Annotated in this window: 30 protein-coding genes and 2 pseudogenes; 24 read left to right on the top strand and 8 right to left on the bottom strand. The window is 57.6% G+C overall.

From position 1 onward, the window contains the following. The first annotated feature begins 53 nt into the window (after positions 1-53). From B7L09_RS27940 to B7L09_RS28020, 17 genes are all read left to right on the top strand, one after another. Complete coding sequence (locus B7L09_RS27940) at positions 54-284, top strand: hypothetical protein (protein ID WP_010456178.1); 231 nt, start codon at positions 54-56, stop codon at positions 282-284. A gap of 5 nt (positions 285-289) precedes the next feature. Continuing rightward, a complete protein-coding gene (locus B7L09_RS27945) occupies positions 290-616 on the top strand; it encodes a GPW/gp25 family protein (protein WP_010456177.1) in 327 nt (108 codons plus the stop codon). Beyond that, complete coding sequence (locus B7L09_RS27950; protein ID WP_010456175.1) at positions 613-1,500, top strand: baseplate assembly protein; 888 nt, start codon at positions 613-615, stop codon at positions 1,498-1,500. The genes B7L09_RS27945 and B7L09_RS27950 overlap by 4 nt, the downstream gene beginning before the upstream one ends. Next, positions 1,497-2,105: a phage tail protein I gene (locus B7L09_RS27955; RefSeq protein ID WP_010456173.1), complete on the top strand. Its 609-nt coding sequence runs from the start codon at positions 1,497-1,499 to the stop codon at positions 2,103-2,105. The genes B7L09_RS27950 and B7L09_RS27955 overlap by 4 nt, the downstream gene beginning before the upstream one ends. Then, positions 2,098-4,428, top strand: coding sequence for a phage tail protein (locus B7L09_RS32535; RefSeq protein ID WP_255142816.1), 2,331 nt, complete (start codon positions 2,098-2,100; stop codon positions 4,426-4,428). The genes B7L09_RS27955 and B7L09_RS32535 overlap by 8 nt, the downstream gene beginning before the upstream one ends. A 12-nt stretch (positions 4,429-4,440) precedes the next feature. Continuing rightward, on the top strand, positions 4,441-4,866 hold the full coding sequence (locus B7L09_RS27965) for a phage tail assembly chaperone (RefSeq protein WP_010456169.1): 426 nt from the start codon (positions 4,441-4,443) through the stop codon (positions 4,864-4,866). 104 nt (positions 4,867-4,970) lie between these two features. Continuing rightward, entirely contained in the window at positions 4,971-6,137 is a 1,167-nt protein-coding gene (locus B7L09_RS27970; RefSeq protein WP_010456166.1) for a phage tail sheath subtilisin-like domain-containing protein, read from the top strand. 12 nt (positions 6,138-6,149) lie between these two features. Next, entirely contained in the window at positions 6,150-6,653 is a 504-nt protein-coding gene (locus tag B7L09_RS27975; protein ID WP_010456165.1) for a phage major tail tube protein, read from the top strand. A 13-nt stretch (positions 6,654-6,666) separates the two neighbouring features. Then, complete coding sequence (locus B7L09_RS27980; RefSeq protein WP_010456163.1) at positions 6,667-6,987, top strand: phage tail assembly protein; 321 nt, start codon at positions 6,667-6,669, stop codon at positions 6,985-6,987. Positions 6,988-7,134: 147 nt separating this feature from the next. Continuing rightward, positions 7,135-10,047, top strand: coding sequence for a phage tail tape measure protein (locus B7L09_RS27985; protein WP_010456161.1), 2,913 nt, complete (start codon positions 7,135-7,137; stop codon positions 10,045-10,047). Positions 10,048-10,059: 12 nt separating this feature from the next. Then, complete coding sequence (locus tag B7L09_RS27990; RefSeq protein WP_042932707.1) at positions 10,060-10,920, top strand: phage tail protein; 861 nt, start codon at positions 10,060-10,062, stop codon at positions 10,918-10,920. Beyond that, the gene (locus B7L09_RS27995) at positions 10,895-11,101 is read left to right on the top strand and encodes a tail protein X (RefSeq protein ID WP_010456157.1); all 207 of its coding nucleotides are present in this window, start codon (positions 10,895-10,897) and stop codon (positions 11,099-11,101) included. The genes B7L09_RS27990 and B7L09_RS27995 overlap by 26 nt, the downstream gene beginning before the upstream one ends. A 99-nt stretch (positions 11,102-11,200) precedes the next feature. Next, positions 11,201-12,247 carry a phage late control D family protein gene (locus B7L09_RS28000; RefSeq protein WP_010456155.1) on the top strand — a complete coding sequence of 349 codons (1,047 nt, stop codon included), beginning with the start codon at positions 11,201-11,203 and terminating at the stop codon, positions 12,245-12,247. A 55-nt stretch (positions 12,248-12,302) separates the two neighbouring features. Next, complete coding sequence (locus B7L09_RS28005) at positions 12,303-12,938, top strand: glycoside hydrolase family 19 protein (protein ID WP_094471574.1); 636 nt, start codon at positions 12,303-12,305, stop codon at positions 12,936-12,938. Next, positions 12,848-13,390, top strand: coding sequence for a lysis system spanin subunit (locus B7L09_RS32540; RefSeq protein ID WP_094471575.1), 543 nt, complete (start codon positions 12,848-12,850; stop codon positions 13,388-13,390). The genes B7L09_RS28005 and B7L09_RS32540 overlap by 91 nt, the downstream gene beginning before the upstream one ends. Before the next feature lie 149 nt (positions 13,391-13,539). After that, a complete protein-coding gene (locus B7L09_RS28015; RefSeq protein WP_010456149.1) occupies positions 13,540-14,334 on the top strand; it encodes a DNA adenine methylase in 795 nt (264 codons plus the stop codon). 208 nt (positions 14,335-14,542) lie between these two features. Then, positions 14,543-14,773 carry a hypothetical protein gene (locus tag B7L09_RS28020; RefSeq protein ID WP_010456147.1) on the top strand — a complete coding sequence of 77 codons (231 nt, stop codon included), beginning with the start codon at positions 14,543-14,545 and terminating at the stop codon, positions 14,771-14,773. Here B7L09_RS28020 and B7L09_RS28025 read toward each other — a convergent pair. The 5 genes from B7L09_RS28025 to B7L09_RS28045 all read right to left on the bottom strand — a co-directional run bounded on the left by B7L09_RS28025 (position 14,770) and on the right by B7L09_RS28045 (position 17,199). Beyond that, on the bottom strand, positions 14,770-15,477 hold the full coding sequence (locus B7L09_RS28025; RefSeq protein ID WP_094471576.1) for an SOS response-associated peptidase family protein: 708 nt from the start codon (positions 15,475-15,477) through the stop codon (positions 14,770-14,772). The two genes, B7L09_RS28020 and B7L09_RS28025, sit on opposite strands and share 4 nt — an antisense overlap. 22 nt (positions 15,478-15,499) lie before the next feature. Further along, positions 15,500-16,228: a hypothetical protein gene (locus tag B7L09_RS28030; protein ID WP_010456144.1), complete on the bottom strand. Its 729-nt coding sequence runs from the start codon at positions 16,226-16,228 to the stop codon at positions 15,500-15,502. Between the two features lie 157 nt (positions 16,229-16,385). Then, positions 16,386-16,634, bottom strand: coding sequence for a hypothetical protein (locus tag B7L09_RS28035; RefSeq protein ID WP_010456142.1), 249 nt, complete (start codon positions 16,632-16,634; stop codon positions 16,386-16,388). After that, positions 16,631-16,882, bottom strand: a complete 252-nt coding sequence (locus B7L09_RS28040; RefSeq protein WP_010456139.1) for a hypothetical protein — start codon at positions 16,880-16,882, stop codon at positions 16,631-16,633. Before B7L09_RS28040 ends, B7L09_RS28035 begins: the two co-directional genes overlap by 4 nt. Further along, complete coding sequence (locus B7L09_RS28045) at positions 16,873-17,199, bottom strand: hypothetical protein (protein WP_010456137.1); 327 nt, start codon at positions 17,197-17,199, stop codon at positions 16,873-16,875. Before B7L09_RS28045 ends, B7L09_RS28040 begins: the two co-directional genes overlap by 10 nt. Before the next feature lie 459 nt (positions 17,200-17,658). Here B7L09_RS28045 and B7L09_RS28050 point away from each other — a divergent pair, with 459 nt between their 5' ends. From B7L09_RS28050 to B7L09_RS28070, 6 genes and pseudogenes are all read left to right on the top strand, one after another. Further along, positions 17,659-17,910: a DUF6555 family protein gene (locus B7L09_RS28050; protein WP_010456135.1), complete on the top strand. Its 252-nt coding sequence runs from the start codon at positions 17,659-17,661 to the stop codon at positions 17,908-17,910. Between the two features lie 429 nt (positions 17,911-18,339). Further along, the gene (locus B7L09_RS28055) at positions 18,340-19,326 is read left to right on the top strand and encodes a nucleoid-associated protein (protein WP_010456133.1); all 987 of its coding nucleotides are present in this window, start codon (positions 18,340-18,342) and stop codon (positions 19,324-19,326) included. A gap of 1 nt (position 19,327) precedes the next feature. After that, on the top strand, positions 19,328-20,785 hold the full coding sequence (locus B7L09_RS28060; RefSeq protein ID WP_010456131.1) for a hypothetical protein: 1,458 nt from the start codon (positions 19,328-19,330) through the stop codon (positions 20,783-20,785). Positions 20,786-20,819: 34 nt separating this feature from the next. Beyond that, positions 20,820-21,228, top strand: a pseudogene (locus tag B7L09_RS32545) (tyrosine-type recombinase/integrase); the annotation flags it as partial. 298 nt (positions 21,229-21,526) lie between these two features. Continuing rightward, positions 21,527-22,363, top strand: coding sequence for a pentapeptide repeat-containing protein (locus B7L09_RS31815; protein ID WP_141213513.1), 837 nt, complete (start codon positions 21,527-21,529; stop codon positions 22,361-22,363). Between the two features lie 8 nt (positions 22,364-22,371). Then, positions 22,372-23,064 (top strand): nucleotidyltransferase domain-containing protein, encoded by a 693-nt coding sequence (locus B7L09_RS28070; RefSeq protein ID WP_010456129.1) that lies wholly within the window; start codon positions 22,372-22,374, stop codon positions 23,062-23,064. A gap of 760 nt (positions 23,065-23,824) precedes the next feature. On the opposite strand, the gene B7L09_RS28075 is transcribed toward B7L09_RS28070, so the two are convergent. From B7L09_RS28075 to B7L09_RS32950, 3 genes and pseudogenes are all read right to left on the bottom strand, one after another. Further along, a complete protein-coding gene (locus tag B7L09_RS28075) occupies positions 23,825-24,250 on the bottom strand; it encodes a response regulator (protein WP_010456127.1) in 426 nt (141 codons plus the stop codon). A 336-nt stretch (positions 24,251-24,586) separates the two neighbouring features. Further along, on the bottom strand, positions 24,587-24,802 hold the full coding sequence (locus B7L09_RS28080) for a hypothetical protein (protein WP_010456124.1): 216 nt from the start codon (positions 24,800-24,802) through the stop codon (positions 24,587-24,589). 126 nt (positions 24,803-24,928) lie between these two features. Next, positions 24,929-25,018, bottom strand: a pseudogene (locus B7L09_RS32950) (hypothetical protein); the annotation flags it as partial. A gap of 243 nt (positions 25,019-25,261) precedes the next feature. On the opposite strand from B7L09_RS32950, the gene B7L09_RS32550 reads away from it, so the two are divergent. Continuing rightward, positions 25,262-25,462 carry a hypothetical protein gene (locus B7L09_RS32550; RefSeq protein ID WP_094471577.1) on the top strand — a complete coding sequence of 67 codons (201 nt, stop codon included), beginning with the start codon at positions 25,262-25,264 and terminating at the stop codon, positions 25,460-25,462. Positions 25,463-25,543: the final 81 nt, after the last annotated feature.

Consider the following 25,543-nt stretch of genomic DNA (forward strand, 5'->3'; position numbering starts at 1 on the left):
TTTTTCACCCCACGACAACCCGCCAAGTGCGGGTTTTTTTGCCTGGAGAAAACATGGCCAAGACCATCGACACCCCTGTCAGCGATGAGCAACCAATCGCGCTTCCGGTACCAGAGTTGCGGCTGAAGTTTCGCGACAAGGTTTATACGTCACGAACTTTAATCATCCCCAGAAGCGGCCGCGCATTGTCGGTGGCCAAAGGGCTGGTGGAAGTCGCAACGTCCGACAGCGAGGCTCTGACGTTCCTGAAAGCCAGCGAAGAATTCGAACAGTTTAAGGAGTGACCTAGATGATCGGAATGGATCGCCACACCGGCCAACCCATCTCCGGCATCGCGCATCTGCGCCAGTCCATGGCCGACATCCTGGGCACACGGGTGGGCAGTCGCCGGCACCGGCCGGAGTACGGCAGCAACATCCCCTTGTACGTCGACATGCCGGTGAATGAAGGCTGGAAAAGTTCGGTGCAAGCCGAGGCGGTCCGGGCGATCAGTCGCTGGGAACCGCGCGTCAAGCTGGAGCGCATCCGCGCACTCTCGGTGCTGGGCGGGCAAATCAATCTGAGCATTGCCGGCGAATACCTCGGCGACCGTTTTCTGTTTGAGGTGAGCGTATGAGCATCGTGGATCTGTCGGCCCTGCCGGCACCGGATGTGCTGGAGCCGTTGGACTTCGAGGACACCTATGACCAAGCCCTGAGCACGTTTCGCGGCCATATGGGAGACAACTGGAGCGCGCCGATTGAAAGCGAGCCGGTGGTGAAGGTGCTGGAGGTGGGGGCCTATATGAAGGTCGCTAACCGTGCCCGGGTTAACGATGGCTGCAAGGCGCTGCTGTTGGCCCATGCGATCGGCGCTGACCTTGATCACCTGGGCGCCAATTACAACCTGAAGCGCCTGGTGATTCAGGCCGAGGATCTGTCGGCGGTGCCGCCGGTGCCGGAGGTCAAGGAGCAGGACGACCCGTTTCGCGAGCGCATCCAGTTGGCTTTTGAGGGGCTGACCACGGCCGGGCCGCGCGCCAGTTACATCTTGCACGCCCGTAACGCCTCGGGGTTGGTGATGGACGCCACGGCGGAAAGCCCGGCGCCGTGTTACGTCACGGTCACGGTGTTGAGTTCCGAAGGTAAGGGTGAGGCCAGTGCCGAGCTGTTGGCCACGGTCAAGGCGGCGTTGAATGACGAAGACGTGCGGCCGGTGTGCGATCGGGTGACGGTGCAGAGTGCGCAGATTATTGATTATCGCATTGACGCCATTTTGCACATGGCCGGCGTGGGGCCTGAAGGGGATGCCAGCTTGGCCGAAGCCAACCGACGCTTGGCGGCGTGGATCAATCCGCGCAAGCGCTTGGGGGTCGAGGTGGCGCGTTCGGCGGTCGATGCGCAGTTGCATGTGGCCGGCGTGGCCCGGGTTGAGCTGGTCGGCTGGGCGGATCTGGCGCCGACCAAGGCGCAGGCGGCGTATTGCGTGGGCTATGACGTGAAGCTGGCGGGGGCATCATGAAAAGCCTGCTGCCGAGCAATAGCACGCAACTGGAGCGCGCCTTGGAGGCGGCGTTTTATGAGCGAACCATTGTCCCGTTGCGCACCCTGTACAACGCCGATACCTGCCCGGTCCATCTGCTGCCGCATTTGGCGTGGGCGTGGTCGGTCGATCGCTGGGACCCAGGATGGACCGAGGCGACCAAGCGCGCGGCCATCAAGGCGTCTTATTACATCCATGCCCACAAGGGGACCATCGGCGCACTGCGCCGGGTGGTCGAGCCCTTGGGCTACCTGATTGAAATCGTCGAGTGGTTTAACGCGGTGCCGGAAGGCCCGCCGGGCACCTTTGCGCTGAAGGTTGGCGTGCTGGACACCGGGATCACCGAAGAAATGTATCAGGAGCTGGAGCGCCTGATTGACGACGCGAAACCCGTCACGCGGCACTTGACCGGGCTGGCGATCAGCCTGGAAACCCAAGGCGTTTTAGACATCAGTGTCGCCGTGTATGAAGGCGACGAAATCGACGTATATCCGCCGGTCATGCGTGACATCGAGGTCACCGGAACCTTCGGCGTAGTCGGCCGCGAACACTCCATAGACACCCTGGACGTTTATTATGATTGATGCGAATTCGCAGTTTTTTGCGATCCTCACGAACGTGGGGATGGCCAAGCAGGCGAACGCCGACGCGCTCGGCATTCCCTGGAAACTTACGGAAATGGGCGTGGGTGATGCCAATGGCACCGACCCGATCCCCAACGCAACGCAAGCCCACCTAATCCGCGAATGGCGTCGCCGTCCGCTCAATCAGGTCAAGATTGATCCGGTCAACCCGGCCGTGATCATTGCCGAGCAGGTCATTCCGGCCGACGAGGGCGGTTTCTGGATTCGCGAAATCGGCCTGTATGACGCGGACGGCGATCTGGTGGCGGTGGCCAACTGCGCGCCGAGTTTCAAGCCGGTGCTGTCGCAAGGCTCGGGCCGCACGCAAGTGGTGCGGATGAATTTCATTGTGTCCAGCGCTGCCAATATCACGCTGAAGATTGACCCGTCGGTGGTGCTGGCGACGCGTGAGTATGTCGATTCGAAGGTGCTGGAAGAACTGTACAAGCTCGACAGCAAACAGTCGGTTCGCGTGGCGACTACTGCCAACATCGCACTGGCCGGGCCGCAAGCAATCGATGGCGTGGCCGTAGTCGCTGGCGATCGCGTCCTGGTTAAAAACCAGACGGCCGCAAAAGATAACGGCCTCTATATTGCCGCGGTTGCTGACTGGGTTCGGGCGAAAGACGCGGACGCCAGTACAGATGTGACGTCGGGTCTGATGGTCTCCGTAGAGCAAGGAGCGACGCTGGCCGATACTCGTTGGCAGTTGGTCACTGACGGGGCGATTGTCCTGGGCACCACGGCGCTGACGTTCCAGAACGTGACGCAAGGCTTTGCGCCGCTCAATTCGCCGGCGCTGATCAGCCCCACGGCGAATGCGCCGGCTCGGTTTGATAACACCAAGAAGCTTGCAACGACTGAATGGATCAAGGCCAGAGGGGTCGAGCTGTACATTGATGTCTCCGGCTCCGGTGTACTGACGCTGACGGAAGCTCAGGCCGGAACGGGAACGCTGAGCCTGTTCGGGGCGCTGACCGGCAGCCGCACAATTGTGGTTCCGACCATGCCGGCGCGTTACCAAGTGGTCAACAGCACCGAAGGCGCTTTCGCCTTGACGGTGAAGACGGCGACGGGTTCCGGGGTGGTGGTCACGCAGGGCCGGTCAACCCTGCTGTTCTGCAACGGTTCGAACAACATCGTGCAGCAGCAGAGCGACTTTGACAGCATTGCCATGACCGGCAATCCGACGACCACGACACCGGCCCCGGGCGACAACGATAAGTCGGTAGCCAACACGGAGTTTGTCCAGGCGGCGCTGGGTGTGGCCATCAATGGTGCGATCGGTGTCAACATCGCGGGCAGCGGAAGCATCACGCCGACAGCGGCGCAATTGGCTGCGGGCCTTATCGTGCTGACCGGGGTACTGACGGGCAATAGAACGGTTATCGTGCCGTCTGCTGTAGGTCGTTATCACTTCCAGAACGTTACCTCTGGAGCCTTCACCGTTACGGTAAAGACCGCTGCCGGGGCTGGGGTGGTGATTACGCAAGGCCAATCGTCATTGCTGTTCTGCGACAGCGCGACCGTGATGCTGCAACAGTCGGATTTTGTAGACACGATTTTGCGAGGCGCTCCCCTAGCCCCGACCCCGTCTAAGTTCGACAACAGCCAGAAAGTTGCCACAACTGCCGGGGTGAAAGCGGCGGGGTGGCAGTTTTCTGGGTTCTACTCGATCACCGGCGCGCTAGCGGGGATCGCTGCCCATGTTGGCGGGTTGGTACATTCGTCGGGCGGGGCGGGGACTTCGTACAGTCTTCCGGACTCGGTGGCGAACGGCCTAACGCCCGGGGCTACGGTTCGCGTGCAGAACTGGAGCACCAACAACATGCTGTTGGTGTGTCAGGGCACTGACAAAATGCAGGAGAGCTTGTCTGTTTTGTCGTCTGCCGGCACGCGCACCATTCCGGTCGACACCTATCTGGATGCCATTTTCATTGGCGGCGGTGTGTGGGTGTTGATGGGGCCGGGCGTGGTTGCTAAAACGGCGCCGTTTGGTGCTCTGCTGGGGGCGTCAGGCTATCAGAAACTGCCGTCTGGCCTAATCATGCAGTGGTTTACCGCGCAGTTCGCCTCGGCGTTTATGGCGTCTGCGTTTAACTTGCCGATCGCCTTCCCCACGGCGAACTTCGGCTGCAACGTGTCGATGACCGATAGTGCGATTTACAACACGGCCGGCTCGCCGTTTTGTGCGGGTATGCCTAACGGTCTGAATCAGGTGATGTTGCAGTCCAACTACACCGCCAGTCAGTCGGCGGTGCGTGTGTTGGCTTTAGGGATTTAAGGGGCTACGTCTATGATTTTCTCCAGCAAAACCAGTCGTTCGTTTCACGATTCCGAATTAGGCGGGGAGATCCCGGCGGACGCCATTGAGCTAGCCCCGGAGCTGCACGCTGAGCTGATGAACGGGCAGACAGAGCTGATTATGATCAACTTTGATACTGAGCCGCCGTCGTTGATTGAGCGTCCGCCAATGAGTGCCGAGCAACTGGCGGACATTGAGCGGGCGTGGCGGGATGGGCAGTTGGCCAGGACTGACGGCGTGGTGGCGCGCCACCGTGACGAACTGGAAAGTGGCCCAGCCACCACGCTGACGGCAGAGCAATACACGGCCTTGCAGGTCTACCGCCGTGAGTTGCGCGATTGGCCGCAAGGGGCTGAGTTTCCATTGGTCGACCACCGCCCGATTGCGCCACCTTGGCTGGCCGAGCAAACCAAATAGACGCCCCGCACTGACGGGGCGTTTTCTTTTCCGTTACGCGTAACACGCACACCCCTGACAGCCTCGCTTATGCGGGGCTTTTTCGTTTCTGGAGATTGAGCCTTATGAGTTTCTTTCACGGCGTCACTACCACGCTGATCGACACCGGTGCGCGCACCATCTCGCTGCCGTCGTCGTCGATCATTGGTCTGTGCGACACCTTCACCCCGGGCCTGTTGGGCGGCGGCAAGGCCCTGGCCGGCGAGCTGGTGTTGCTCACGTCCGAGCGCGAAGCCATTGCCGCGTTCGGCCCTGACTCGGCCATCACCAAGGCCGCCCAGGCGATCTATGTGCGGGCCAAGGCGGTGATCGTCGCCATCGGCGTGCCCAAGTTAGAAGACGCCGCGCTGCAAACATCCGCCATCATTGGTGGCGTTCTGGCCGATGGCCAGCGTACCGGCCTGCAAGCGCTGCTGGACGGCAAGAGCAAGCACAACGCCCAGCCCAAGTTGCTGATCGCCCCGGGACATTCCTCGACCCAAGCGGTGGCCACGGCCATGGATGCGCTGGCCGGCAAGTTGCGCGCGATCGCCATTATCGACGGCCCGAACACCACCGATGAGGCGGCCATGGCCTACGCCCTGGAGTTCGGCAGCAAGCGCCTGTATCTGGTCGACCCCGGCGTCAAGTATTGGGACACCGTCACCAGTGCCACGGTTGACGCGCCGGGTTCGGCGTGGGTGGCGGGTCTGTTCGCCTGGACCGATGCCAATTACGGCTACTGGGCGTCGCCGTCGAACAAAGAGTTTGTCGGCATCACCGGCACCAAGCGCCCGATCGAGTACTTGGATGGCGACGAAACCTGCCGGGCCAACCTGCTGAATAACGCGAACATCTCGACGATTCTGCGCGATGGCGGTTATCGCCTGTGGGGCAACCGCACGTTGTCCAGCGATCCGAAATGGTCGTTCGTTACCCGGGTGCGTACCTGCGACATCCTCATGGATGCGATCCAGGCCGGGCACAAGTGGGCAGTCGACCGCTCGATCACCAAGACCTATGTGCAGGACGTGACCGAAGGCCTTCAAGCGTTCATGCGCGATCAGAAGAACGCCGGCGCGGTGATCAACTTCGAAGTCTATGCGGACAAGGAGATGAACACGGCCAGCCAAATCGAACAGGGCAAAATTTACTGGCGCATCCGCTTCACCGACGTGCCGCCGGCAGAAAACCCGAATTTCCTCATTGAAGTCACCAACGAATGGTTGACCGAAGTTCTTGAAACCGCCTAAGGGGGCCGCTCAATGATTCCTCAAGTTCTCACCAACATGAACGCCTTTGTCGACGGCGTAAGTTTCGCCGGCGACGTGCCGACCCTGTCGCTGCCCAAGCTGACGCAAAAGACCGACGACTATCAGGGCGGCGGCATGTCCGCGCCGATCGAAATGGCCATGGGCCTCGAAAAGCTGGAAGCGGCGTTTACCACCAACGGCGTGCGCCGCGAGTCGCTGAAGTACTTCGGTCTGGCCGATCAGACCGCTTGCACCATCGTCTTTCGGGGCGCCTTCCGTGGCCTGCGAGGCGTGGTGACGCCGGTCGTGGTCACCCTGCGCGGCGGTATCAAAGAGGTCGACATGGGCGACTGGAAGCCGGGCGACAAGGCGGAAATCAAGCATGCGATCAAGGGCATTTATTACAAGCTCGAAATCGACGGTCGCGTGATGTACGAGATCGACCCGCTCAACATGATTCAGGTGGTCGACGGTGTTGATCAACTGGCGGCAGAACGTTCGGCCCTCGGCCTCTAAGGACTAAAAGAACATGACTCAAGTAACCCAAGACACCACCGAGCCGACCTTGCCTAAGTGGCTGAAGCTGAGCGCCGAGGGCGTGACCGTAACGCTCAAATACCCAACCCTGATCAGTGACGTCCTCACGGACGCGCTGACCATGCGTGCGCCCAGCCTCAAGGATTGGCGCGCGTCCAAGGTCGCCGGCAATGGGGACTATGAAAAGCAGGAAATATCGCTGTTCAGCAGCTTGACCGGGTTGTCTGAATCGGAGCTGTTGACCTTGAAATTCAAGGACTACCAGCGCCTTTCGGCGGGCTATTTTCGCCTGGTCGAAGAAGACGACGTTTAACGCCGTCACGCTTAGGGACACGGCTCAACGCTTGGCCAAAGAGACAGGGTTCTCGGCGGCCGAGATTGAGACGCTGCCCTTCGATCAGATGCTGTGGTGGCTCACGGATTGAGCCGCTTTGAACTCCCCGACGTATAGGGCACGCACATGGCGAACAAACTCGCGCTCGGTCTGGTCATTGGCGGGGCGGTCAGCTCCACGGTGGGCTCGGCGTTCAAGGACGTCACCAGTCGCATAAAGCGCCTGGAGACGGAAGGCAAAAAAGCCCGGGTGCTGGAAAAGACCATTGGCGACACCATGCGCCTGCGCGACGAATGGCGCCGGGCGCACATGGCCGGCGAGAAGGGTGCCTCGGCGTTGCAAAAGCAACTCGAAAGCAACCTCAACAGCCTGAAGAAAGAAGGCGTAGAGGTGCGCAATCTGACCAAGGCCTATGCGGCCATGGGGCAGGCGGCGAACAAGGCCGAGCTGAAGGCCAAAGGTCACCAGCAACTCGACGAAGGCAAGCAGAAACTCAAAAGCAGTGTCGGCCAAGCGGTGGCCGCCACGGCGGCGATGGCCATTCCGACCAAGGTCAGTGCGGACTATGGCGCGATCATTCGTGACATCGCGATCAAGTCGAACATTGCCAACAAGCCCGAAGAAGCGCAGTTGTCGAAAAAGATCGTCGACACGTCGCGCGATACGGGCATGGCGCGCAATCAGGTGGCCGAGGTGGTCAATGCCCTGGTGGGCGCTGGCATGGAGCTGGACAAGGCCCTGCAATACGCCCCGACCGCCGCCAAGTTCGCCGTGGGGCAGGGCTCCGACGGTGGCGAAACGGCGCGCATGATCAACGCTCTGGGGCAGAACGCCAAGATCACCGACCCGGCCATGATGCAAAAGGCCCTGGAGGCGATCGCCTACCAAGGGCAGGCGGGCAGTTTCGAGGCGGCCGACATGGCGCGTTGGTTCCCCGAGTTGCTGGCGGGCATGGGCAAGCTTGGCATCACCGGCATGGACTCGGTGTCGCAACTGGGCGCCATGCTTCAGGTGCAAATGAAGACCGCCGGCGGTTCCGATGAGGCGGCCAACAACCTCAAAAACTGGATGGAAAAGATCGGCTCGGGTGACACGGTCGAGGCCTATAAAAAGGCCGGGATCGATTATCAGGCGTCGATGAATACCGGGCTGCAGAATGGTAAATCCACTCTGGAATCCAGCTTTGAACTGGCGCAAAAGTACATTGCCGCGACCGATCCGAAGAAGGCCGCCGCCATGGCCGAAGCCACGGCCAAGATCAGCAAGGAGGCCGACCCGGAAAAAGCCAAGGCCATGATCGCGTCCCTGGAGCAAGCCTTGCGCACCGGCGATCTGTTCGCCGACATGCAGGTTAAGGGCGCGCTGACGGCGTTCATGCAGAACAAGGAGCTGTATGCCAGTCTGAAAAAGGACTCGGCCAACGCCACCGGGATCTTAGACAAGAACCTGGAGGAGCGCCGGCAATCGTCGGCGCAGAAGTGGGCGGAAATGGCCCAGGGCGCGGACGACGCCATGCGCGCGATCGGCGACGCGTTTCGCCCGGTCACGGATGCCGTCGCGGACGGGCTGACCTACGTCACCCAAGGCCTGAGCAAGCTGTCGGACGAATCGCCCAAGCTGGTGACCGGCATCGGCGCGGCCGTGGCAGCGGTGATCGCCTTTCAGAGCGCCATGAGTACCTTCAAGATCGCCAAGGGCTTGCTCAACATCGGGCGCGGTTCGCTGATGGGCAATCCGAACATTCCGCAAAAAGTCATTGTGGTGGGCGGTGGTGGTGGCGGGGGTGGTGGTCTGGATGCCGGCGATCTGGACGACGACGGCAAACGCGACAAGAAAGGCAGGAAGGGCGGCCGGGGTGGTAAAGGCGGCAAGTTGGCCAGTGTCGCCTCGACCGCCGCAAACACGGCCAAGGCGGCCAGCACGGCCGGCGCTGCCGGTTCGGTCGGGCGGGCGGTGAGTGGCGTCGGTCGAACCGTGGCCTCGGGGGTCAAGGGGCCGGCCATCTTTGCGGTCGTTGAGGCCGGTCTGAAAGCCAAGGACACCTACGACAACGCGGTGACGCAGGACGAAAAAGCCGAAGGCTACGGCGCGGCAGTGGGTGGGCTGGCGGGCACGCTGACCGGGGCGGCCGCTGGGGCGGCGCTCGGCACGATGGTCCTGCCGGTGGTTGGCACTTTCGTCGGTGGTTTGATTGGCGGTTATCTCGGCAGCCAGGGCGGTGACGCCCTGGGCGGTGCGCTGGGGAAAGCGGCGTTTGGCACGCCTGACGAACTGAAGCGCCTGCCGGCGGCCGGTCCGCTGATGATGGCCAATGCCGGCAAGGACATCCCGCCGGTGCTGGGCGGGATTGCCCAGTCGTTCGCTCCGTCGACCACTGGGCCGCTGATGCTGACGAACCCCGGCGCCGGCCCGGGGGCGGCCGTCGCCGCGACGACCGCCGCCGCGCCGAGCGTGCCGGCTGCGCCGCCGGTGTCGTATGACCCGCGCGACCTCAACTCAAAAGACGCCATGCTGATGCCGCACTTTGCCAACAAGGTGCGCTTCCCGGGCTCTGAGTTGCGTCGCCCGAGAGTCATTCGTTCGGGCCTGGAAGATCCGGCGGCGCAGCCGGGTGAAGCGGCTGCGCCGCCGGTGTCGTATGACCCGCGCGACCTCAACTCGAAAGACGCCATGTTGATGCCGCACTTTGCCAACAAGGTGCGCTTCCCGGGTTCGGAGTTGCGTCGACCGAAAGTCATTCGTTCGGGCCTGGAAGATCCCGCGCCGCAACCGGGGGAGGCGGCCAAAGCCATGATGCTGCCGCCGGCCAGCGCGGACGCGGCGGCGGGGGCCTTGGTCAAGCCGATGGCGGCGAAAGCGGAGGCGCCCAAAGTTGAGTCCAACGTGGCGATTCAGGCGCCGTTTTCGCTGACGGTCAACGGCGACGTGAAGGATGGCAATCAGCTTTTTGCGCAGATCAAGCCGCAGCTCGATCAGTACTATCGCGACATGGCCAAGCAGGTGGGAAGCGCTCAGCTCTTTGACGCGCCGCACGTTTAATCGGGAGGGCCTATGTCTGATCAAAACAAGACTGCATTGGAGCGGTTACAGTCGGGAATGAAGTTTCTGGCCACGGCCGGGGAAACCGGCCGGCGCAGCCTGGACGGCATGTTGGGGCCGGTGAATGGCGCGATCGGGGAAATCACCGGGGCGGCGTCCGAGCTGGAGGGTTTGCCTTTTGTCGGTCCGGCGATCGGGGCCAAGCTTCAGCGCGTCATGCGCGGGGTGAATGCGGCTCAGGCCCAGGTCGGAAAAGTGGTGGCCATGTACGGCACGGCCACCCGGGCGCTGTCGCAGATTGACGAGCGGATGGGGGTGCTGAAGGAACAGGCGGGCAAGGCGGCGACGGCGATTAACAAGATCGCCGGCAAGGTCAGTCCGTCGCTGGCCAACATCGTGCCAACGGGGGCCTTTGCCACGGATCAGACGCCGGCGCCGGAGGCGGTGAAACCGTTTCCGCACCTGCTGATCATCCAGCCGCAAGATCCCAAGGCGCCGCCGTATTTCTTCAACCTTGATACGGCGGCCTTTGATGAGTTGCGCCGCTCGACCGAATTCCGCTGGGCCTCCCAGGAGCGCCTGTCGCGTCGGCCGGCACAACAAGGCGTGGGCATGGGCGACGAAAAGATCACGCTCAAGGGCGCGATTTTCCCCGGGTTCAAGGGCGGCCTGAAGCAGCTCGACACGCTGCGCGCGCTCGGCGCCCAGCTCAAGCCGCTGACCCTGACCACGGGCTACGGCGATGCGCTCGGCACCTGGTGCCTGAAAAGCCTCGACGAAGAACAAAGCGCGCTGATGCAGGGCGGCATTCCGCGCAAACAAGGGTTCACTCTGGAGTTTGTGCGCTATGGCGACGACATGCAGAACGTCTGACGGGGATCTGCTGGACACCATCTGCCATAACTTCTATGGCCACCTCAACGGCAGCGTGGAGGCGGTCCTTGATGCCAATCAGGGGCTGGCCGATGAGCCGCAGCCGTACCGCGACGGCGTGGTGATCCTGTTGCCGGATCTGGCAGCGCCCGCCCAGGAGCAAGTCACCTTGTGGGACTGACGCCGTCCGGAGTGCCTGCCGGCGAATCCGTTCGTTACGCGTAACGCGCCACTCCCGCCCTGAGCCCGCCTTGTGCGGGTTTTCTTTTGGAAAAAATCCATGACTCCCATGTTTCGCATCGTGGCCGATGGCACCGATATCACCGGCCTGATCAACGATCGGCTGATTCAGCTCAGCACCACCGACAAGCCGGGCATGGATTCGGACACCTTCGAGCTGCGCATTGATGACCGTGACGGGCTGGTGACGTTGCCTCGGCGCGGCATCGGGATCGAGATCTATCTGGGCTATGCCGAGACGGGGCTGGCTCGCTTGGGCCGCTACGTGGTCGACGCGGTCACCGTGTCCGGCCCGCCGGATACGATCGTGATCAAGGGCAAGGCCAGCGACATGCGCGGCAGTGGCAAGACCGTCCGCAGCGGGAGCTGGGAGGACGTGCCGTTGTTGAAGATCGTCGGCGATATCGCCGCGCGTAACGGTTGGGCGCCGGGGTGTCCGGTGTCGACCAAGGTCGTCCGGGCGGACCAGCTCAATGAGTCGGACTTCAATTTCATCACGCGCTTGGCTAAGCAATACGACTGCACGGCCAAGGTGGCGGACGGTAAATTGTTGGTGATGCCGCGTCAGGGCGGGCAGACCGCCAGCGGCAAGGCCTTCGGCGCGATCACCCTGACGCGCCGCGACGTGAGCCGCTGGCAGTTCAATCTAGAGGATCGCAACACGCACAAGTCGGTCGGCGCCAAGCATCAGGACAAGAAAACCGGAAAGCTGGTGGTGATGTCCCTGGACAATGACGACCTGCCGGACGGGTTGCCGGCGGTGCATACCGATCGGCATATCTACCCCAACAAAACCGCCGCCGAATCCGCGGCCAAGGCGCGCTTGGCCGCGTTCAACCGATCGAGCGCCGGCGTGCGTTTTGAGATGCCCGGTCGCACGGATCTATTTGCCGAGCGTTCGATCATCGCCCTGGGCTTCAAGGTCGGCCTCGATGGTGAATACCTGACCGACTCAGTCGAGCAGGTGTACACCCAAGCTGGCTGGTCGACCACCGTCGAATGTAACGGCGGCAAGATTGGCAAGGCCAATGCCAAGGGCAAGAAAAAGAAGAAGGAAGCCAAGCCGCTCAAAGTCGTGAACCTGTAACGCGCACCTGCGCACCCCGGCCGCCGCGTGCGGTTTTTTTATGCCTGGAGTTTGTATGGCGATCACCGAGCAACAGCTACAACGCATCATGCCGAACGCCCGCCGCCAAGCGGGCGTTTTTGTATCCGCCCTCAACGCCGCGATGACGCACCGGCAAATCAATAATGCGAAGCGCATCGCCGCCTTCCTCGCCCAGGTCGGCCACGAATCCGGCCAACTGCGCTACGTGCGTGAACTGGGCAGCGACCAGTACCTGGGCAAATATGACACCGGTGCCTTGGCCGAGCGCCTGGGCAACACGCCTCAAGCAGATGGCGACGGCCAGAAGTACCGGGGCAGGGGGCTGATCCAGATTACCGGGCGTCGTAACTACCTGGCCTGCAGCCAGGCGCTGTTTGGTGATGATCGCTTGCTGCGCGAGCCCGAGTTGCTGGAGCAACCGCAGTGGGCGTGTGAGTCGGCTGCGTGGTTCTGGCAGCGCAACGGTTTGAATGAACTCGCCGACAAGGACCGGTTCACCACTATCACCCGACGCATAAACGGCGGGCTCAACGGACTGGAGGACCGTTTGCAATTGTGGGCGCGGGCGAAAGCGGCGTTATGTGTTTCCTGGCGGGGATCCCGACACCGTATCAACTGTTCGCCAAAGGGATGCTGCTGGCCGTGTTGGCTGGCGGATCGGCTGCGTTAGCGTGGCAGGTCCAGGACTGGCGCTACGGACAGCGACTGGCGGAGCAAGCGCGCCTGCAGACCGAGAAGCTGAATCAGCTGACCCAGGTTGCCGCGACGCAACAACAGGCCGAGCAGGGCAAACGTCTGGCTCTGGAACAACGGCTGTCGGCCAGTGAACAAACCCATTATCGAGTCTTGAGCGATGTCCAACGTGATCAAGGTCGCCTGCGTGACCGTCTTGCCACTGCTGATCTGCGCCTGTCAGTCCTACTCGACGCAACCGTTGCCGCCGGCAGCGACTCAGTGTCAGCCACCGCCGCCTCCAGCGGCGTGGTTCATGGCCCCACAAGAGCCCACCTTGACCCAGCGCATGCTCAACGAATTATCGGCATCACCGATGCCGGCGACCAAGGATTGATCGCCCTGGCAGCTTGTCAGGCCTACGCCAAAGAAGTCTCAACACCGAAGTGAAAAGAGCGGCCGGGTTGGATGCGTCAACATCCAACCCGACCGCCGTCCCTGCAGATGGTCCCTGCAAGTCCAGCCAAGGCTCTTACTCCGTGCACGAAGCGCGGCGAGCCTAGCACCTGTTTATCCATACAGTAAAGGTCTTGCTATCTATGTCTACCCCTATCATCCCTTGGATGGGCGGCAAACGCCGCCTGGCCGACCGCCTTATTCCGCTGTTTCCGCCTCACGAATGCTACGTCGAAGTCTTTGCCGGTGGCGCTGCGCTGTACTTCATGCGCCCTCAGGCCGCGCCGGTTGAAGTCCTCAACGATATCAACGGCGACTTGGTGACGCTGTACCGCGTCGTGCAGAACCACTTGGAAGAATTCGTGCGCCAGTTCAAATGGGCGCTCAGTTCACGCCAGGTGTTCGAGTGGCAGAAGATGACCCGTCCCGAAACCCTCACCGACATCCAGCGCGCCGCACGCTTCTTCTATCTGCAGCACCATGCGTTCGCCGGCAAGGTCACCGGGCAGACGTTCGGTACCGCCACCACTGGCCCTGCCATCAACCTGCTGCGCATCGAGGAAAACCTCTCGGCCGCGTGGCAGCGTCTGTCCGGCACCTACGTCGAAAATCTCCCTTGGCTTGAATGCGCCGAACGTTACGATCGTGCGCATACCTTTCACTACATGGATCCGCCTTACTGGCAGACCGCCGGCTATGGGGTGGACTTCCCGTTCGAGAACTACGAGCACATGGCCGACTTCATGCGCCGCTGCAAAGGCAAGGTGATGGTGAGCATCAACGACCATCCGGACATTCGGCGGGTGTTTGACGGTTTTCATTTCGAGACACTGGACATTCGTTACTGCAACACCAACCAACGGCAGGGGAAAGCCGAGGTCAGTGGCGAGCTGGTCATCATGAACTGGACGCCCGCTGAATTGGGAGGGCTGTTTTAGGCGAACGTGTGGATAGCTGATCGGTGTAACGGCGTGATGGCGTCCCGCCAGTCTTGTTGGGTGTCGGCCTCTACTTCATTCTTCGGTTTTTTCGAAGCGATCGCTCATGGATAAGCACCTGTTAGGACTATCAATTCTGATGACACTCGTCTGGACTTCAGTGGTCTTACTGGTGATGCATGGGATGTCCCATTAGAGGATCGCCGTTGTGCAAGATGTGGTGTTAAACGACAAGATGAAGCGGGAAGCGGAGCGCCTTTTGGCGCAGATAGGGCGCGCTGACTCACTGATTGTGGCCGTGAAGGCCGGCGCTCGGGCGGAAGGTTTCGTGCTTGGAATGGAAACGGTCGGTGCTTTACGCTCCGGCGACGCGGAACGGCTCTACCTCAATTTCGAGGCAGCATTGGAAGCACGGCTGAAGTTGCTGACCTCGAGTTAGAACAAGCCATCACCCGGAGTCTCCGGCCCAATGGGTTTGATCAAATCGGGCCCTTGTTTGCGCACGTTGCCCACGGCTGGGTCAACCTTGAACCACTCGAAAGCCTCGGCGGGTTCGCCCTGATACAGCACCATCTGCTCGGCGCGCGCCGTTGGCGTGGCCGGGTCGAGCCATTCGCGTGCGAGTTCCGGCGTCAGCACCACCGGCCGGCGGTCGTGAATGTCGACCATACCGCCAGCACTGTCGGCGGTGATAATCACGAAGCCGTCATGTTCGCTCGGACCTTCATCGGCATCCGGCAGTTGGCCAATGGACGCACACAGGACCGGGCAGCCATCCCGTCTACGGATCAGGTAAGGCTGTTTCTTCGGCCCACCTTCATCTACCCACTCAAACCAATTGTCGATAGGCGTAATTGCCCGGTGTGGCCAGATCGCCCGGAAGAACGGGCTGAGTGCGACCTTCTCGACGCGCACATTGATTGGCGTGGCGCGGTCCTTGGCCCAATGCGGCCTCCATCCCCATCGCACCGGATCGGCCAGCAGCAACTCGCCCTGGACGTGCAGCAGGGCTACCTGGGTTGTCGGGGCCACGTTGTAGTGCTCGATCGGCTGGTCACCCACGCTGCTCGCCAAAGCATTGGGCATGCCAAGCGCGGCAACGAATTCGTGAATGCCCCGGTACTGTGAAAGTCTTCCGCACATGGCCCAACCCTCAGTCGTGTATTCAGGATAGACCCGTGGACATCGCCTTCGTTACAAACCCGTTTCCGCAGCAGGTTGGACAGTCGTCGCGCGAGCCAAAGCGATCCAGGCAGGTCGGGCAGGTGCAGAAGCTTGCCAGTTCAAGCAGGGGCCGGGCCTTTTCGAAGGCGCGCAGATCTTGGCTCTCCTGGGCGATCTGTGCAGTATCGACCAGCACACGAAACAGGTCGGGATCGTCGATGGGCTGGTAGGTCACGCCCTCGACCACACGCTGCGTCTCAATCAGGTCATACCGTCGCCCATCGGGCATAGTCAGCGTGAGCCCGATGATTCGCGCGCTGACTCCAGATGAATTAAACACCAGGTTCGCACCGCCGGCATCCGGATAGATCTTGCCGTCGTAGCCAGACCGCTGAGGATCCGCGAGCGAACTGACGTCATAAAAAATAGAGCGGCCGATGCGACCGAATAAGTCGGTGGTGCCGCGTAACACCACATCATAGGACGACGCCCCGCAGTAGCGCGGTGGCGCGTTAATCAGCTCTTCCACCGCGTGCCAGTAGGCGGCGTTCGCCAGCTCATCCATGTCGAACTGTTCGAGCGGGTCAACTAGACCCTCGGCGGCCAAGGTTTGGCTCATGGCGTGCAGGGTCTGGCGGTGTGCCTCCGGGTTCTGCAGCCGGAATTCGTGGTTGTTGAGGGTCGAGCGCCACTGCTGCAGTCTCAGCGCTTTGGCCTGGTCGAAATTCATGGGAACGGATTCGCTGTACAGATACTGGTTGTATGTACAGTAATCTAGCGCCGAGACGCAGGCGAGGGGGAGGCGACGAGCAGTCGCTCTATGTCAGGGCGGTGCTGATTGTCCACGTCGTGGAACCGGCGATGCACACTATATGGGCGCCTAGCGCTCACAACTCGACGGTGAATCCGCTGAGGCCCACGCCTTCGGCAAAACGCCCCACGGCGGTCAAGCTGGCCCAGGTGCGCAGGCGCTCACGCCGCGAGCGCACCGGCACCCAGCGCGCACCGCTGCCACCGAGGCGGATCGACAAGCCCCAGGCGGGGCCGCCGTCGACCTTGGCCACCAGGCATTCGCGCACCGCGTGCTGTTCGACCAAGGCGCGCAACACCTCCTCGTGGATGCCTTCACCCATCATCCGCCCAGCTCGGCGTGGCGCCGCTGGACGGCTGCCTCCACCACTACATAGAGGTTCTCCACATCGACAATGGTTAGTGGGTATACGGTCTCGAGGCCCAAGACAAACCCCTCGGCACGGCCTGCGGCGCGCAGCAGTTCGCTGAGATCACGGGCCTGGGTAATGGCGCCCAGCAGCTTAGTGGCCTGGACGCGAATTGCTTCAGGCAGGTTCAGCGCGGTCAAGGCGTCACCCATGTTTATTCCCATTTCCAGCCGTTCCCGGGCGCCGGCGGTTCGAGTGGCAGTTCGTTCTGCGCGACGTCGATCAGCAGCCAGCCGCCGGCCGGTTCGTTGCTGCCGTCGACAATCGAGCCTTGCAGCAGCAGCCCGCCCGGCAGTACCACGCGCAGCGCATTGGCTTTCTTGGGGCCTTGCAGGTAATGGTCAAATTCAAGGCGAAAGCGCTTCGGGTCGAGGTTGAGCACCCGAACATTTAATTCCAACGTGGTCAGTTCATTCGGCGGCTGTCCCCGGTACAGGGCCAACACGGCGACGGTGGCCAAACCTTCATAGGCGTAGGACATGAGCAGGATTCCGGTTCAAGTCAGTGGCGGTCTTTACATAAAACCAGGCAGTCAGGGGATGGTAGACCAGCCCTGGCGGTGCTGGTTTCCAAGGCGCATAAAAAAGGCCCCCACGCTTACCGAAAACGTGGGGGCCTGTTGAACATAAACGCCGTTCGCCGAAAGCGGCCAGACCTTGGACGACCTGATGATAGCGACTCTAGTCGACCGTCGCAGCGGCAATGGACATCGAACTGTCCCCAATTATTCTGCGCAGTTGACCAACTGATAGACGGTTCATTCCCAGTAATCCACGCGGGGTACGCAACTGATCTACCGATCCAAAAGAGCGAAGGTGTTTGATCTTTAAGCCAATGGAATCTCTTTAGAAAAATCAAAGGGTTAACAGTGCCTAAAAATCCATTGAATTTTTTTCTGACGCAGTCAGTCCTTTGTTTATCAGCAAATGGAGGGGATCTCATGAAAACCGATCTATACGTGATTGAGTACAAGCTTCATGGGGAGCCGAAATCTTTTGTTATCCGGGCGAAGATAAGAAGCAATGCCGACGCATGGCACTGGGCGAGTTGTGATGCTGGAGTGGCGCCGATACCGAAACCAGGGCGGAAACCGCTGAAGTTGGTGTCGAAACCACAAGCGGAGAAATATGGGCTTACCGACGTGGCATGGCGTGAAACGGCAGCCTTGGTTTGGACTGAGGTGGCTACTTGATGAGCATCAAAAGTGGGCCAGAGTCAAACGCCACTCTTGACCGATCGCACTCTGTCACGAAAGGCCGCTTTCGGCCAACAGCAGTCACTCATCGGAGGCTAGCAATTGGCCCATAGTTGCCCTTGTGGATCGCAGTAACCGACCAGAGCCCATCCGTCCCAATGGGTTGATTAGGCACCGCTAAATCAAATGTCACCGCAGTCCCTGTCCGCGTCTAGACGTGTGAAAGATGGCCAGTGCGTGCGACGACCTGGGGTGATCGCAGCGACTGAACGTAGAAAATTGAGAGAAGTCCCCCTTGGTGAGGACGAGTTGACTTTTGCGACATGTATGGATATACAGTGCTATAACCATGCTCGATGTATGAAATTTTTGGGAAAAGTGGTTAGATGCTATGTCATATAGCCATCAATGCAGGGAGAGGTAAACTTGGCCACTTTAACTGACGAGCAAATAGCTTCATTAAAGATCAGCAATTTCCTCTTTCACGTAGTTCACCATGGAAAAGATGAACCTGAGTATTTTGACGATGTCCCTCTCGGAAAGTATGAGTTATTCTTCATTGCCCGAATAAAAGACACTCTCAAGGGAAATAGATTCTCCTTCTTGGATAATTCGAGCGTTAAAGACGAAATATTGAAGTGGCAAGAAAACAAGATAACTTTCCTAGAGTTTTCAAAGTTGTTGGCTTTTCAGTTTAATTCGCTCTACGACAAGCGAGTTACACCTGGAGTCTTGATTGTGATTGAACTATTCGCTGGTCAGAATCGATACTATTCTCTTATAAAATATGACTCAGATGAGGTTGTTAGCTTCACAAGGAATGGGTCAAAAGCTGTTCTAGCTGATGTGGTGAATAATTTCACGCAGTCAGCAAAGTCACTTCAGAAATCGGCGCTTGTTGACTTGGATGCAGTTGCCGGCGAGGGTCACGTTGCAGTGATTGACCGTCAGACACGATCCAGTATAAGTGACATTTTCAGAAAGTTTCTGGGTGTGGAGCGCACCAAAAAACCAGCGGAGTTGACCGAATCGCTGCATAAGGCGGTGATTAAGATTGTTTCCAAACATAGAGATGTTTTTCCATCTTCATTTACTTATCGTGCCGGAGATCAAGTACGGGAAATCGCAGAGAAACAAAAAGAATTCGATGCAGAAGGATTTTATAATCAGTTCTTCGGCGCCTATGGAAGTGATGATGTCAAAGCATCGTATCAAAAAGAGATAACCAATCAAGGTCTTGCCGGTGAAGTATTTGAGTATGTGCCAGAAGCTTTGCCGGTAGTGCGGAAGACGAGATATAGGACCCAAGAGGGTATCTTGATCACGGTTCCACCTGGGGCTGGTAATGCCTTTAAAATTTCTCCGGATGGGAAAACTATTACCATTTCCACATCCAAAGTTAACGAGATCTAATATGGATTATGGTGCTCAACTAATTAGGTTGCTAGAGCAGCCAGGTGTGGGCGCCAAAGCCGCAGTTTTTGAAACGCTGACTGAAGTGCGAATGGATGATCTATCTGATCCCAGTACTGAGTTTATCGAAGAGCTAAAGCTCACTTCGTTATACCTCACGGAGCATAAGCTAGGCGCGATAGTGATCATTGGCACAATCAGTGGTCAGGAATGGTCTGCTGAGAACTTCTCACTAGAACATTCCTTAGAGCCTGTCAGGGTCATTCTCACGAAGGTATCGACTGATGGTTGGGTATATTTCGTGACGGTCGCCGGATTTCGTCACTGGCTAAAAAGCTTTTCTGCCGGCCAAGCCATTTCACCAGAAAGACTTTGCATCTGGGTTGCCGGAGAATTTGCGCCTTTTGCTACTTTTCAACACGCTGTAAGGCCATTTTTCGCAGATAAGTTTCTTCCCGAGATCGGGCAGAAGCCTGAAAAGCCATGGAAGCTCGTCCGAGATTTGACTCATTCCTATACCCCGTCATCTATAAGTCCGTGGTTAATTTTAGAGAGTCCTACCTCGCCAAGCGTGATATACGAAGCATGGTCAGATACAGCCAAACAGAATCTGGCCTTCTGTTTGCCATCTGAAATTCGTAGCGAAGGTGACGTTGTAGAGGCAGTGTTTCGAGGGGGGCGTTCACTTCCTGTAACTGTAGCAGAGGTTGACTGGGGCACTGTTGACTACGTTAGTTTTAGTGATGCATGTAGTTGGATTTATGCAACGCCTCGAGAAGCGGAAACAAAATTTCAACTCTTAAATAATCATTTGGCTATTAACTGGAACCTGGGGAGTGTATGGCCTGAAGGTTCCAATCAGATTCTTGATAACAGCCTCACCGGTGCTAAAGAGGCGTTTGCTTTCCACTTACAGGATCAAAGTAAAGAAGCTGTAAAGGGCCTTGGTGATTTGAGAAAAGGGCTACAGGAAGAAGTCGCAAAAACGCAGGCTGCGGCGCGTGATCTGATCTCAGCAGTGTGGCGCGACTTTGCTATTGCTGGTGTGGTGCTCGCGCTTAAGCTTCCAGGAAGCCCCATTACTTTAGATGGGAAAGTTATTCAGTCGCTTTATATTGCAACAGCAGTACTGCTGGCGCTCAGTGTTTTTGTCAGCGGATTTTCAAGTATCAGATTTAATGCATTGGCGGATTCCAGTAGAAAAGACTGGAGAAACAAGCTCTATAGCTTTATGTCTAATCAAGATTGGCAAAAACTGGTGGAGACTCCGATTAGGTCCGGGAGGCGAGTATTTTGGGTGATCTGGGGTATTTGTTTTTTACTTTACGCATCCATCGCTTTGTATTTAGTTTCACTTGCTTTTCCTGGGGGGATCACTAATACGTTGAATATTTTGTTTTTAGATTATTTTAATCCGGTGGTCGAAATAGTTAGGCGGTCTATTGATTGTTGCGTTTGATAAACAGCGCGTTGGGAAAATTTAATTTAGTGGGTATGGCGAGAACGTATCACCCGGAGCCATGGTGATGCAGCAGAAGACGCAGCGGCCAGTGCATTATGAGATCACCGAACAAAAACGGTTTGCTATCGCGGCCTGGATAAATTAGGTCCAACTACGCAGCGAGGGCTACCTTTTCCCGAGTCAGCTGCATACGTCAGACCATCTATCCACTGTCAATACGCTCGTATCGTCATAGGCTGGGCGAAAGCCCTTGGCCTTGATCCAGCCATGTATGGTTCTAACACAATGAGGCATACGAAGCATCGCTGATCTATCGCAAGACGAAGATTCTGCGAGCGGTTCAAGTGCTGCTCGGCCATACGAAGCTATAGAGCACCGTTCGATACCTGGGAATTGAAGTCGATGACGCCCTGGACATGGCGGAACAGACTGACGTTTGACTATGCGTAGCGAGGGTCGAAGTCTGGCCGTCGCTAACCGGCTAGAAGCCGACGTTCATACACATTAGCGACGGAGCGATACAGCCTATTGGTATCGGTCGCGACCGGCGGAAATCAGTCAGATTCAGACGGTCGCCGCCTTAATTTTGGCTAGGTTGTTGACGCTGCCAGCTCCGTTATTCTCTATCCCCCCCACGTGCTTCACGTAGGGAGTGTCAATTTTGCCATCAGTACCACTCGAAGCACTGCTATATTGAGCCTGCAGTGATACCTCAGACCTATTACTAACGGCGTAATCATGGAAAGCCTCATAACCCGGGATGATCTCGGTGCCGGCTCGGCACGAACTCTATCGCGTCTAGACTTGTCTGGGCGCTACTTACGCGACATCGAGGGTAAGGAAGTCACTTATAGTGACTGCACGTTCTCTTATAGCATCATCGAGCGAGGTTACTTCCATAAGGCGATTTTTATCAACTGTAAATTCATCGGAGCACGCATCCGCGAATCGATTTTTCGCTCTGCGACTTTTGAGAATTGCGACTTCAGTTATGTTGATTTTCATCGTTGCATATTACCAGTACCGCAACTTCTCGCTAACCTTCCAGGCTATCCGAACGTGCGCTGGGAAATGCTGCATAACTTAAGAGCAAATGCTCACAGCGTCGGCGATACGAAGTGGGAAGCAGATGTCGTATACCATGAAGCTCGCACGGAGATTGAACATTGGCGTGGCATCGCAAACGCAGGCACTGGTTATTATCAAAAATACTCCATGCGCCAGCGATTGGCCGCGCGTTTTCATCACGTTCGCCTTTTAGCAGAACGATATATTTGGGGGCATGGAGAGTCACTGTTTCGCCTAGCATTGTCGACTGTTTTTTTTCTGATTTTATTTAGTTTTTTTCACGCTGCAGGTCAAGTCGCAGATCTAGAAGCTGTATCTATTGGAGCGTTATTTCACCAATATGTTAAAAGCTTGTATTTTCTGTCTTCACTATATATTGATCTCCCAAGTGTAAGTGCTTCTGAGGTTTTAGCCAGCCCTATCACATCTGTACTCGCGGTGACCTTACGCTATGTATCTATAGGTTTAGGTATACCTGTGCTGTATAAATGCATAGCCAGAAGATAGGGTGAAAAATGAATAATTTTAAGGCTTATCTTTTTGGTTCGGTTGCGCGTGGTGACCAAGACCGCATGAGCGACACCGACGTGTTGCTGGTTTACGATAAAGTGCTCGACAGCCGGTTACAGTTTGATGCAAGGGAGCAAGTCTCCTCCGCGATGTCCATGCATTGCACCTTCGCGGAGTATTCGTGTGGCCACTTAGAGCGCATGTTCAAAGAAGGCCACTTATTCGCTTGGCATCTGCATCTAGAGGCTCGTCCGATACCAGGGTGGGAAAATCGTCAGGACTATCTGCACACCTTCCCAGCTCCTGCACCTTACACTGGAGGTTTAGTCGACGCGATGAACTTCAGCGATTTACTCAAGTCTGCGCAGCAATCCATCATACTTGGCAGTAAATCTCCAGTGTACGAAGCGGGTATTGCTTATGTTGCTCTTCGCAATGTTGGTATGTCATTGAGCTCGTCCGTCCTAGGGCTCCCTTGCTTTAGCCGATTTGCACCGTTTGACGTGTCGGCGCGACTTCAGCTAGCGCCGCCGTGCAGCAAAAAATTCTACCAAACACTTATTAACGCTCGCCATGCGTCACAACGCGGATTACCTGCACCTCCTATTGCTATTGAAAAGCTAGTGGAGGGTATTCAGTCAGCATACACATGGACACAGAACATAATTGAGGTTGCACGTGAGAACTCCTTCTGCTGACCGCTTTGGCTCTTTCTTTTCACGAGTCCAAACTGAACGCAACGTGCTCGCTATAGTTAACGACAGATTTTCAAGTGTCGCCGAACTACATGGTTTGACCACTGAGGCGATCCAGCAATGGCAAAAGCGATGTGCTGCGGTTGAAAGACCGGTAGACAATCTTGATGCCATTTGCTTCCTTCTTCATCGGGTCTCCGCAAGATGCAAGTCTGAAGCTGACCAGAGTCGGATAGTCTTCGACGATGAGGCACGAAACCGTCTTCCTATATCTGGTTTGCTTATCCAACTTCGTGAGGCCTGCTTGCAGGCTAGATAGCAACCGGCCGCTTCCGGCCCCAAGGCTATGTGAAGACTCGCTAAATACGTCGAAAGCAGAGAGTCGCGTGAGTTTCCTGTGGAGTTAACGGCGGAAACGCGATTTACCTTCGCTAGTTACATAGACGTTCATAATGTCGTTTGGGCTGCGTCAGCGGCCCAAACTACGACTAAAGGGCGAGCAAGCCGCTGGATTTACGTAGAGGGTCGGATGATGGCTCGGGTAGCGCACATAGATCTCTGCCACTGACCGCTCCTGGCCGATAGCGGCCCATCACGCGGGAGCATCTGAGGCTTTAAATATTGCTTCTTTTCACAAGCTATCCCTCCTGGGCGAACTCAGGATAGCCAAACCATCGTCCCCAGTACGATGGTGATCCAAACGAAACTCAAGACGAAGAGTAAGCCGACAAAACCCATTTCGTTCATGAGAAACGTCCGCGAGTCATAACGATCGGTTACTGGATGGGTAAATGGGTTTGCCGGGCTGCAGAACAGTAGCCACCGACAGCACCAGATCTTCCAGCGACCATGGCTTATGCAGGTAAAGCGTAGCGGCCGGCAAGTCGGTCGGATCGATCAAATATCCGGACGTGAGAAGGGATGCGATCGCTGGCCAACGGCTTTGGACCATCTCAATAAACTCTATTCCCTGAAGCTGACCAGACAGCCTCTGATCCACGATAACCAGCGGGCACGACCCATGGTTCTGTAGAAGGTGGGTCAGCGCGTCGTCTGCAGTCTCGAAAGCCAGAACGCTGGAGCCGATCTCAGCCAGGATGTCCGTCATCAAAGAACGTAGTGTCAGGTCATCCTCAACGACAATCACGGCTCCTTCGATCGGCAGCAAACCATCCCAATTTACGTTCACTCTTCCTCCTTAATCGTTGGCATTTTCGCCGGTTTCTATTCATGGGGGAGAGAGGGAATGAGTTTATTCATGATTTTTCGTGACCGGTCATGTCCCGCAGTGGGGGCATTGTAGACCTATATGGGCTCTAGCTGATTTTCTACATCCGAGCGCCATTTATTGTGCGACGCGCGCCTACCAGCGTCCGAAATTCTGGGTGTGAAAGCGTAAATTCAACGTAAGGTTCACCCGCCATGTCGACCAGAAAAATGCCGAAGCGGTCCTTCAGTAGAAGGTAATCGGTCCTCGCTATAAATGCTTTGAGCGTTACTCCATTCGCATGCGGAAGGTCCTGGTTTAGCCGATCGTTGAACCTTTGAGCTTGGCCAAACCCTGTTTGATGTGGCCCGCATTTTCTCCAATGGTGTCCAGTGCTCCACGGGCATTTCCCCCGACATCCCCAGAATCTCGTTCTTCCACCCACTGCGTCAGCTCCATGATCGCCGCTTCCAACGCGAGTTGATTGTGGTACATCCGGTCCAGCACATCCGACAGCGAATACTCACCTGACATGGGGTCGACTCCTTTCGAGAAACCCCAAGCATAGTACCGGTCGTGCCCCTGACAAGCAGGACTTGCGGCTTGCTTATAAATTGCTACAAAGCGATGAGCTTTCGGTGAATGAGCCAGGCTGGCCGGGAAGCGGCAGTGGCGATCGGTCCAATCCATCATGGGGGCGACGGAGAAGCGGCGGGAGAGCGGGGCGGGTGTGGCGGTGATTGGGGGCATTGGGGGTCTGGAATGGGTAAGGCTAGGAAGAGGTGCAAGTTTATCAGGATTGCGCTAGTAGGACCTGCGCGAGTCTTGCGGCGTTTTTTGAAGACACTTNGGGGAGTTGATCGTATGACAAGAACAGCTGCAGCTTTACCAAACCTGTTGCCCAGCCAAGCTTCATAACGCCTAACGATTCGCAGCCTAGGATGAGGAGCAACCACTGTATCTCCACGCTCCCAGTCTTCAGGAACCTGAAAAATGATTTTAAGCCTCTTCAAAGTCGTGATGATCACCAGCGCTCTGCTTTTAAGCGCCTGCTCAGGCGTCAGCACCAACACCTGTTTTTCAGGAGGCTGCCAATCGTTCGATGGCCATGGCGCCAACAAGTTGAGCCTCGGCGGAAGCGCGATCGGTAGCAATTTCAGCGCGTACAGCTCGAGGTTGCTGCACGAAGACTAAGGCGTGACGCCCCGACGGAAGATGTTTGCGTCGGGGCGCGTTGTTATCTGATGCACCGTGGGTGCTGATTTTGCGACTGCT

Origin of the sequence: Pseudomonas mandelii, assembly GCF_002251635.1 — a bacterium.
GTDB classification, from domain to species: domain Bacteria; phylum Pseudomonadota; class Gammaproteobacteria; order Pseudomonadales; family Pseudomonadaceae; genus Aquipseudomonas; species Aquipseudomonas mandelii_B.

Excerpts from the sequence above, each read along its gene's own strand:
- B7L09_RS27940 (WP_010456178.1), top strand. The coding sequence starts at position 54 with ATGGCCAAGACCATCGACACCCCTGTCAGCGATGAGCAACCAATCGCG.
- B7L09_RS27945 (WP_010456177.1), top strand. The coding sequence starts at position 290 with ATGATCGGAATGGATCGCCACACCGGCCAACCCATCTCCGGCATCGCG.
- B7L09_RS27950 (WP_010456175.1), top strand. The coding sequence starts at position 613 with ATGAGCATCGTGGATCTGTCGGCCCTGCCGGCACCGGATGTGCTGGAG.
- B7L09_RS27955 (WP_010456173.1), top strand. The coding sequence starts at position 1,497 with ATGAAAAGCCTGCTGCCGAGCAATAGCACGCAACTGGAGCGCGCCTTG.
- B7L09_RS32535 (WP_255142816.1), top strand. The coding sequence starts at position 2,098 with ATGATTGATGCGAATTCGCAGTTTTTTGCGATCCTCACGAACGTGGGG.
- B7L09_RS27965 (WP_010456169.1), top strand. The coding sequence starts at position 4,441 with ATGATTTTCTCCAGCAAAACCAGTCGTTCGTTTCACGATTCCGAATTA.
- B7L09_RS27970 (WP_010456166.1), top strand. The coding sequence starts at position 4,971 with ATGAGTTTCTTTCACGGCGTCACTACCACGCTGATCGACACCGGTGCG.
- B7L09_RS27975 (WP_010456165.1), top strand. The coding sequence starts at position 6,150 with ATGATTCCTCAAGTTCTCACCAACATGAACGCCTTTGTCGACGGCGTA.
- B7L09_RS27980 (WP_010456163.1), top strand. The coding sequence starts at position 6,667 with ATGACTCAAGTAACCCAAGACACCACCGAGCCGACCTTGCCTAAGTGG.
- B7L09_RS27985 (WP_010456161.1), top strand. The coding sequence starts at position 7,135 with ATGGCGAACAAACTCGCGCTCGGTCTGGTCATTGGCGGGGCGGTCAGC.
- B7L09_RS27990 (WP_042932707.1), top strand. The coding sequence starts at position 10,060 with ATGTCTGATCAAAACAAGACTGCATTGGAGCGGTTACAGTCGGGAATG.
- B7L09_RS27995 (WP_010456157.1), top strand. The coding sequence starts at position 10,895 with ATGGCGACGACATGCAGAACGTCTGACGGGGATCTGCTGGACACCATC.
- B7L09_RS28000 (WP_010456155.1), top strand. The coding sequence starts at position 11,201 with ATGACTCCCATGTTTCGCATCGTGGCCGATGGCACCGATATCACCGGC.
- B7L09_RS28005 (WP_094471574.1), top strand. The coding sequence starts at position 12,303 with ATGGCGATCACCGAGCAACAGCTACAACGCATCATGCCGAACGCCCGC.
- B7L09_RS32540 (WP_094471575.1), top strand. The coding sequence starts at position 12,848 with ATGTGTTTCCTGGCGGGGATCCCGACACCGTATCAACTGTTCGCCAAA.
- B7L09_RS28015 (WP_010456149.1), top strand. The coding sequence starts at position 13,540 with ATGTCTACCCCTATCATCCCTTGGATGGGCGGCAAACGCCGCCTGGCC.
- B7L09_RS28025 (WP_094471576.1), bottom strand. The coding sequence starts at position 15,477 with ATGTGCGGAAGACTTTCACAGTACCGGGGCATTCACGAATTCGTTGCC.
- B7L09_RS28030 (WP_010456144.1), bottom strand. The coding sequence starts at position 16,228 with ATGAATTTCGACCAGGCCAAAGCGCTGAGACTGCAGCAGTGGCGCTCG.
- B7L09_RS28035 (WP_010456142.1), bottom strand. The coding sequence starts at position 16,634 with ATGATGGGTGAAGGCATCCACGAGGAGGTGTTGCGCGCCTTGGTCGAA.
- B7L09_RS28040 (WP_010456139.1), bottom strand. The coding sequence starts at position 16,882 with ATGGGAATAAACATGGGTGACGCCTTGACCGCGCTGAACCTGCCTGAA.
- B7L09_RS28045 (WP_010456137.1), bottom strand. The coding sequence starts at position 17,199 with ATGTCCTACGCCTATGAAGGTTTGGCCACCGTCGCCGTGTTGGCCCTG.
- B7L09_RS28050 (WP_010456135.1), top strand. The coding sequence starts at position 17,659 with ATGAAAACCGATCTATACGTGATTGAGTACAAGCTTCATGGGGAGCCG.
- B7L09_RS28060 (WP_010456131.1), top strand. The coding sequence starts at position 19,328 with ATGGATTATGGTGCTCAACTAATTAGGTTGCTAGAGCAGCCAGGTGTG.
- B7L09_RS31815 (WP_141213513.1), top strand. The coding sequence starts at position 21,527 with ATGGAAAGCCTCATAACCCGGGATGATCTCGGTGCCGGCTCGGCACGA.
- B7L09_RS28070 (WP_010456129.1), top strand. The coding sequence starts at position 22,372 with ATGAATAATTTTAAGGCTTATCTTTTTGGTTCGGTTGCGCGTGGTGAC.
- B7L09_RS28080 (WP_010456124.1), bottom strand. The coding sequence starts at position 24,802 with ATGTCAGGTGAGTATTCGCTGTCGGATGTGCTGGACCGGATGTACCAC.
- B7L09_RS32550 (WP_094471577.1), top strand. The coding sequence starts at position 25,262 with ATGATTTTAAGCCTCTTCAAAGTCGTGATGATCACCAGCGCTCTGCTT.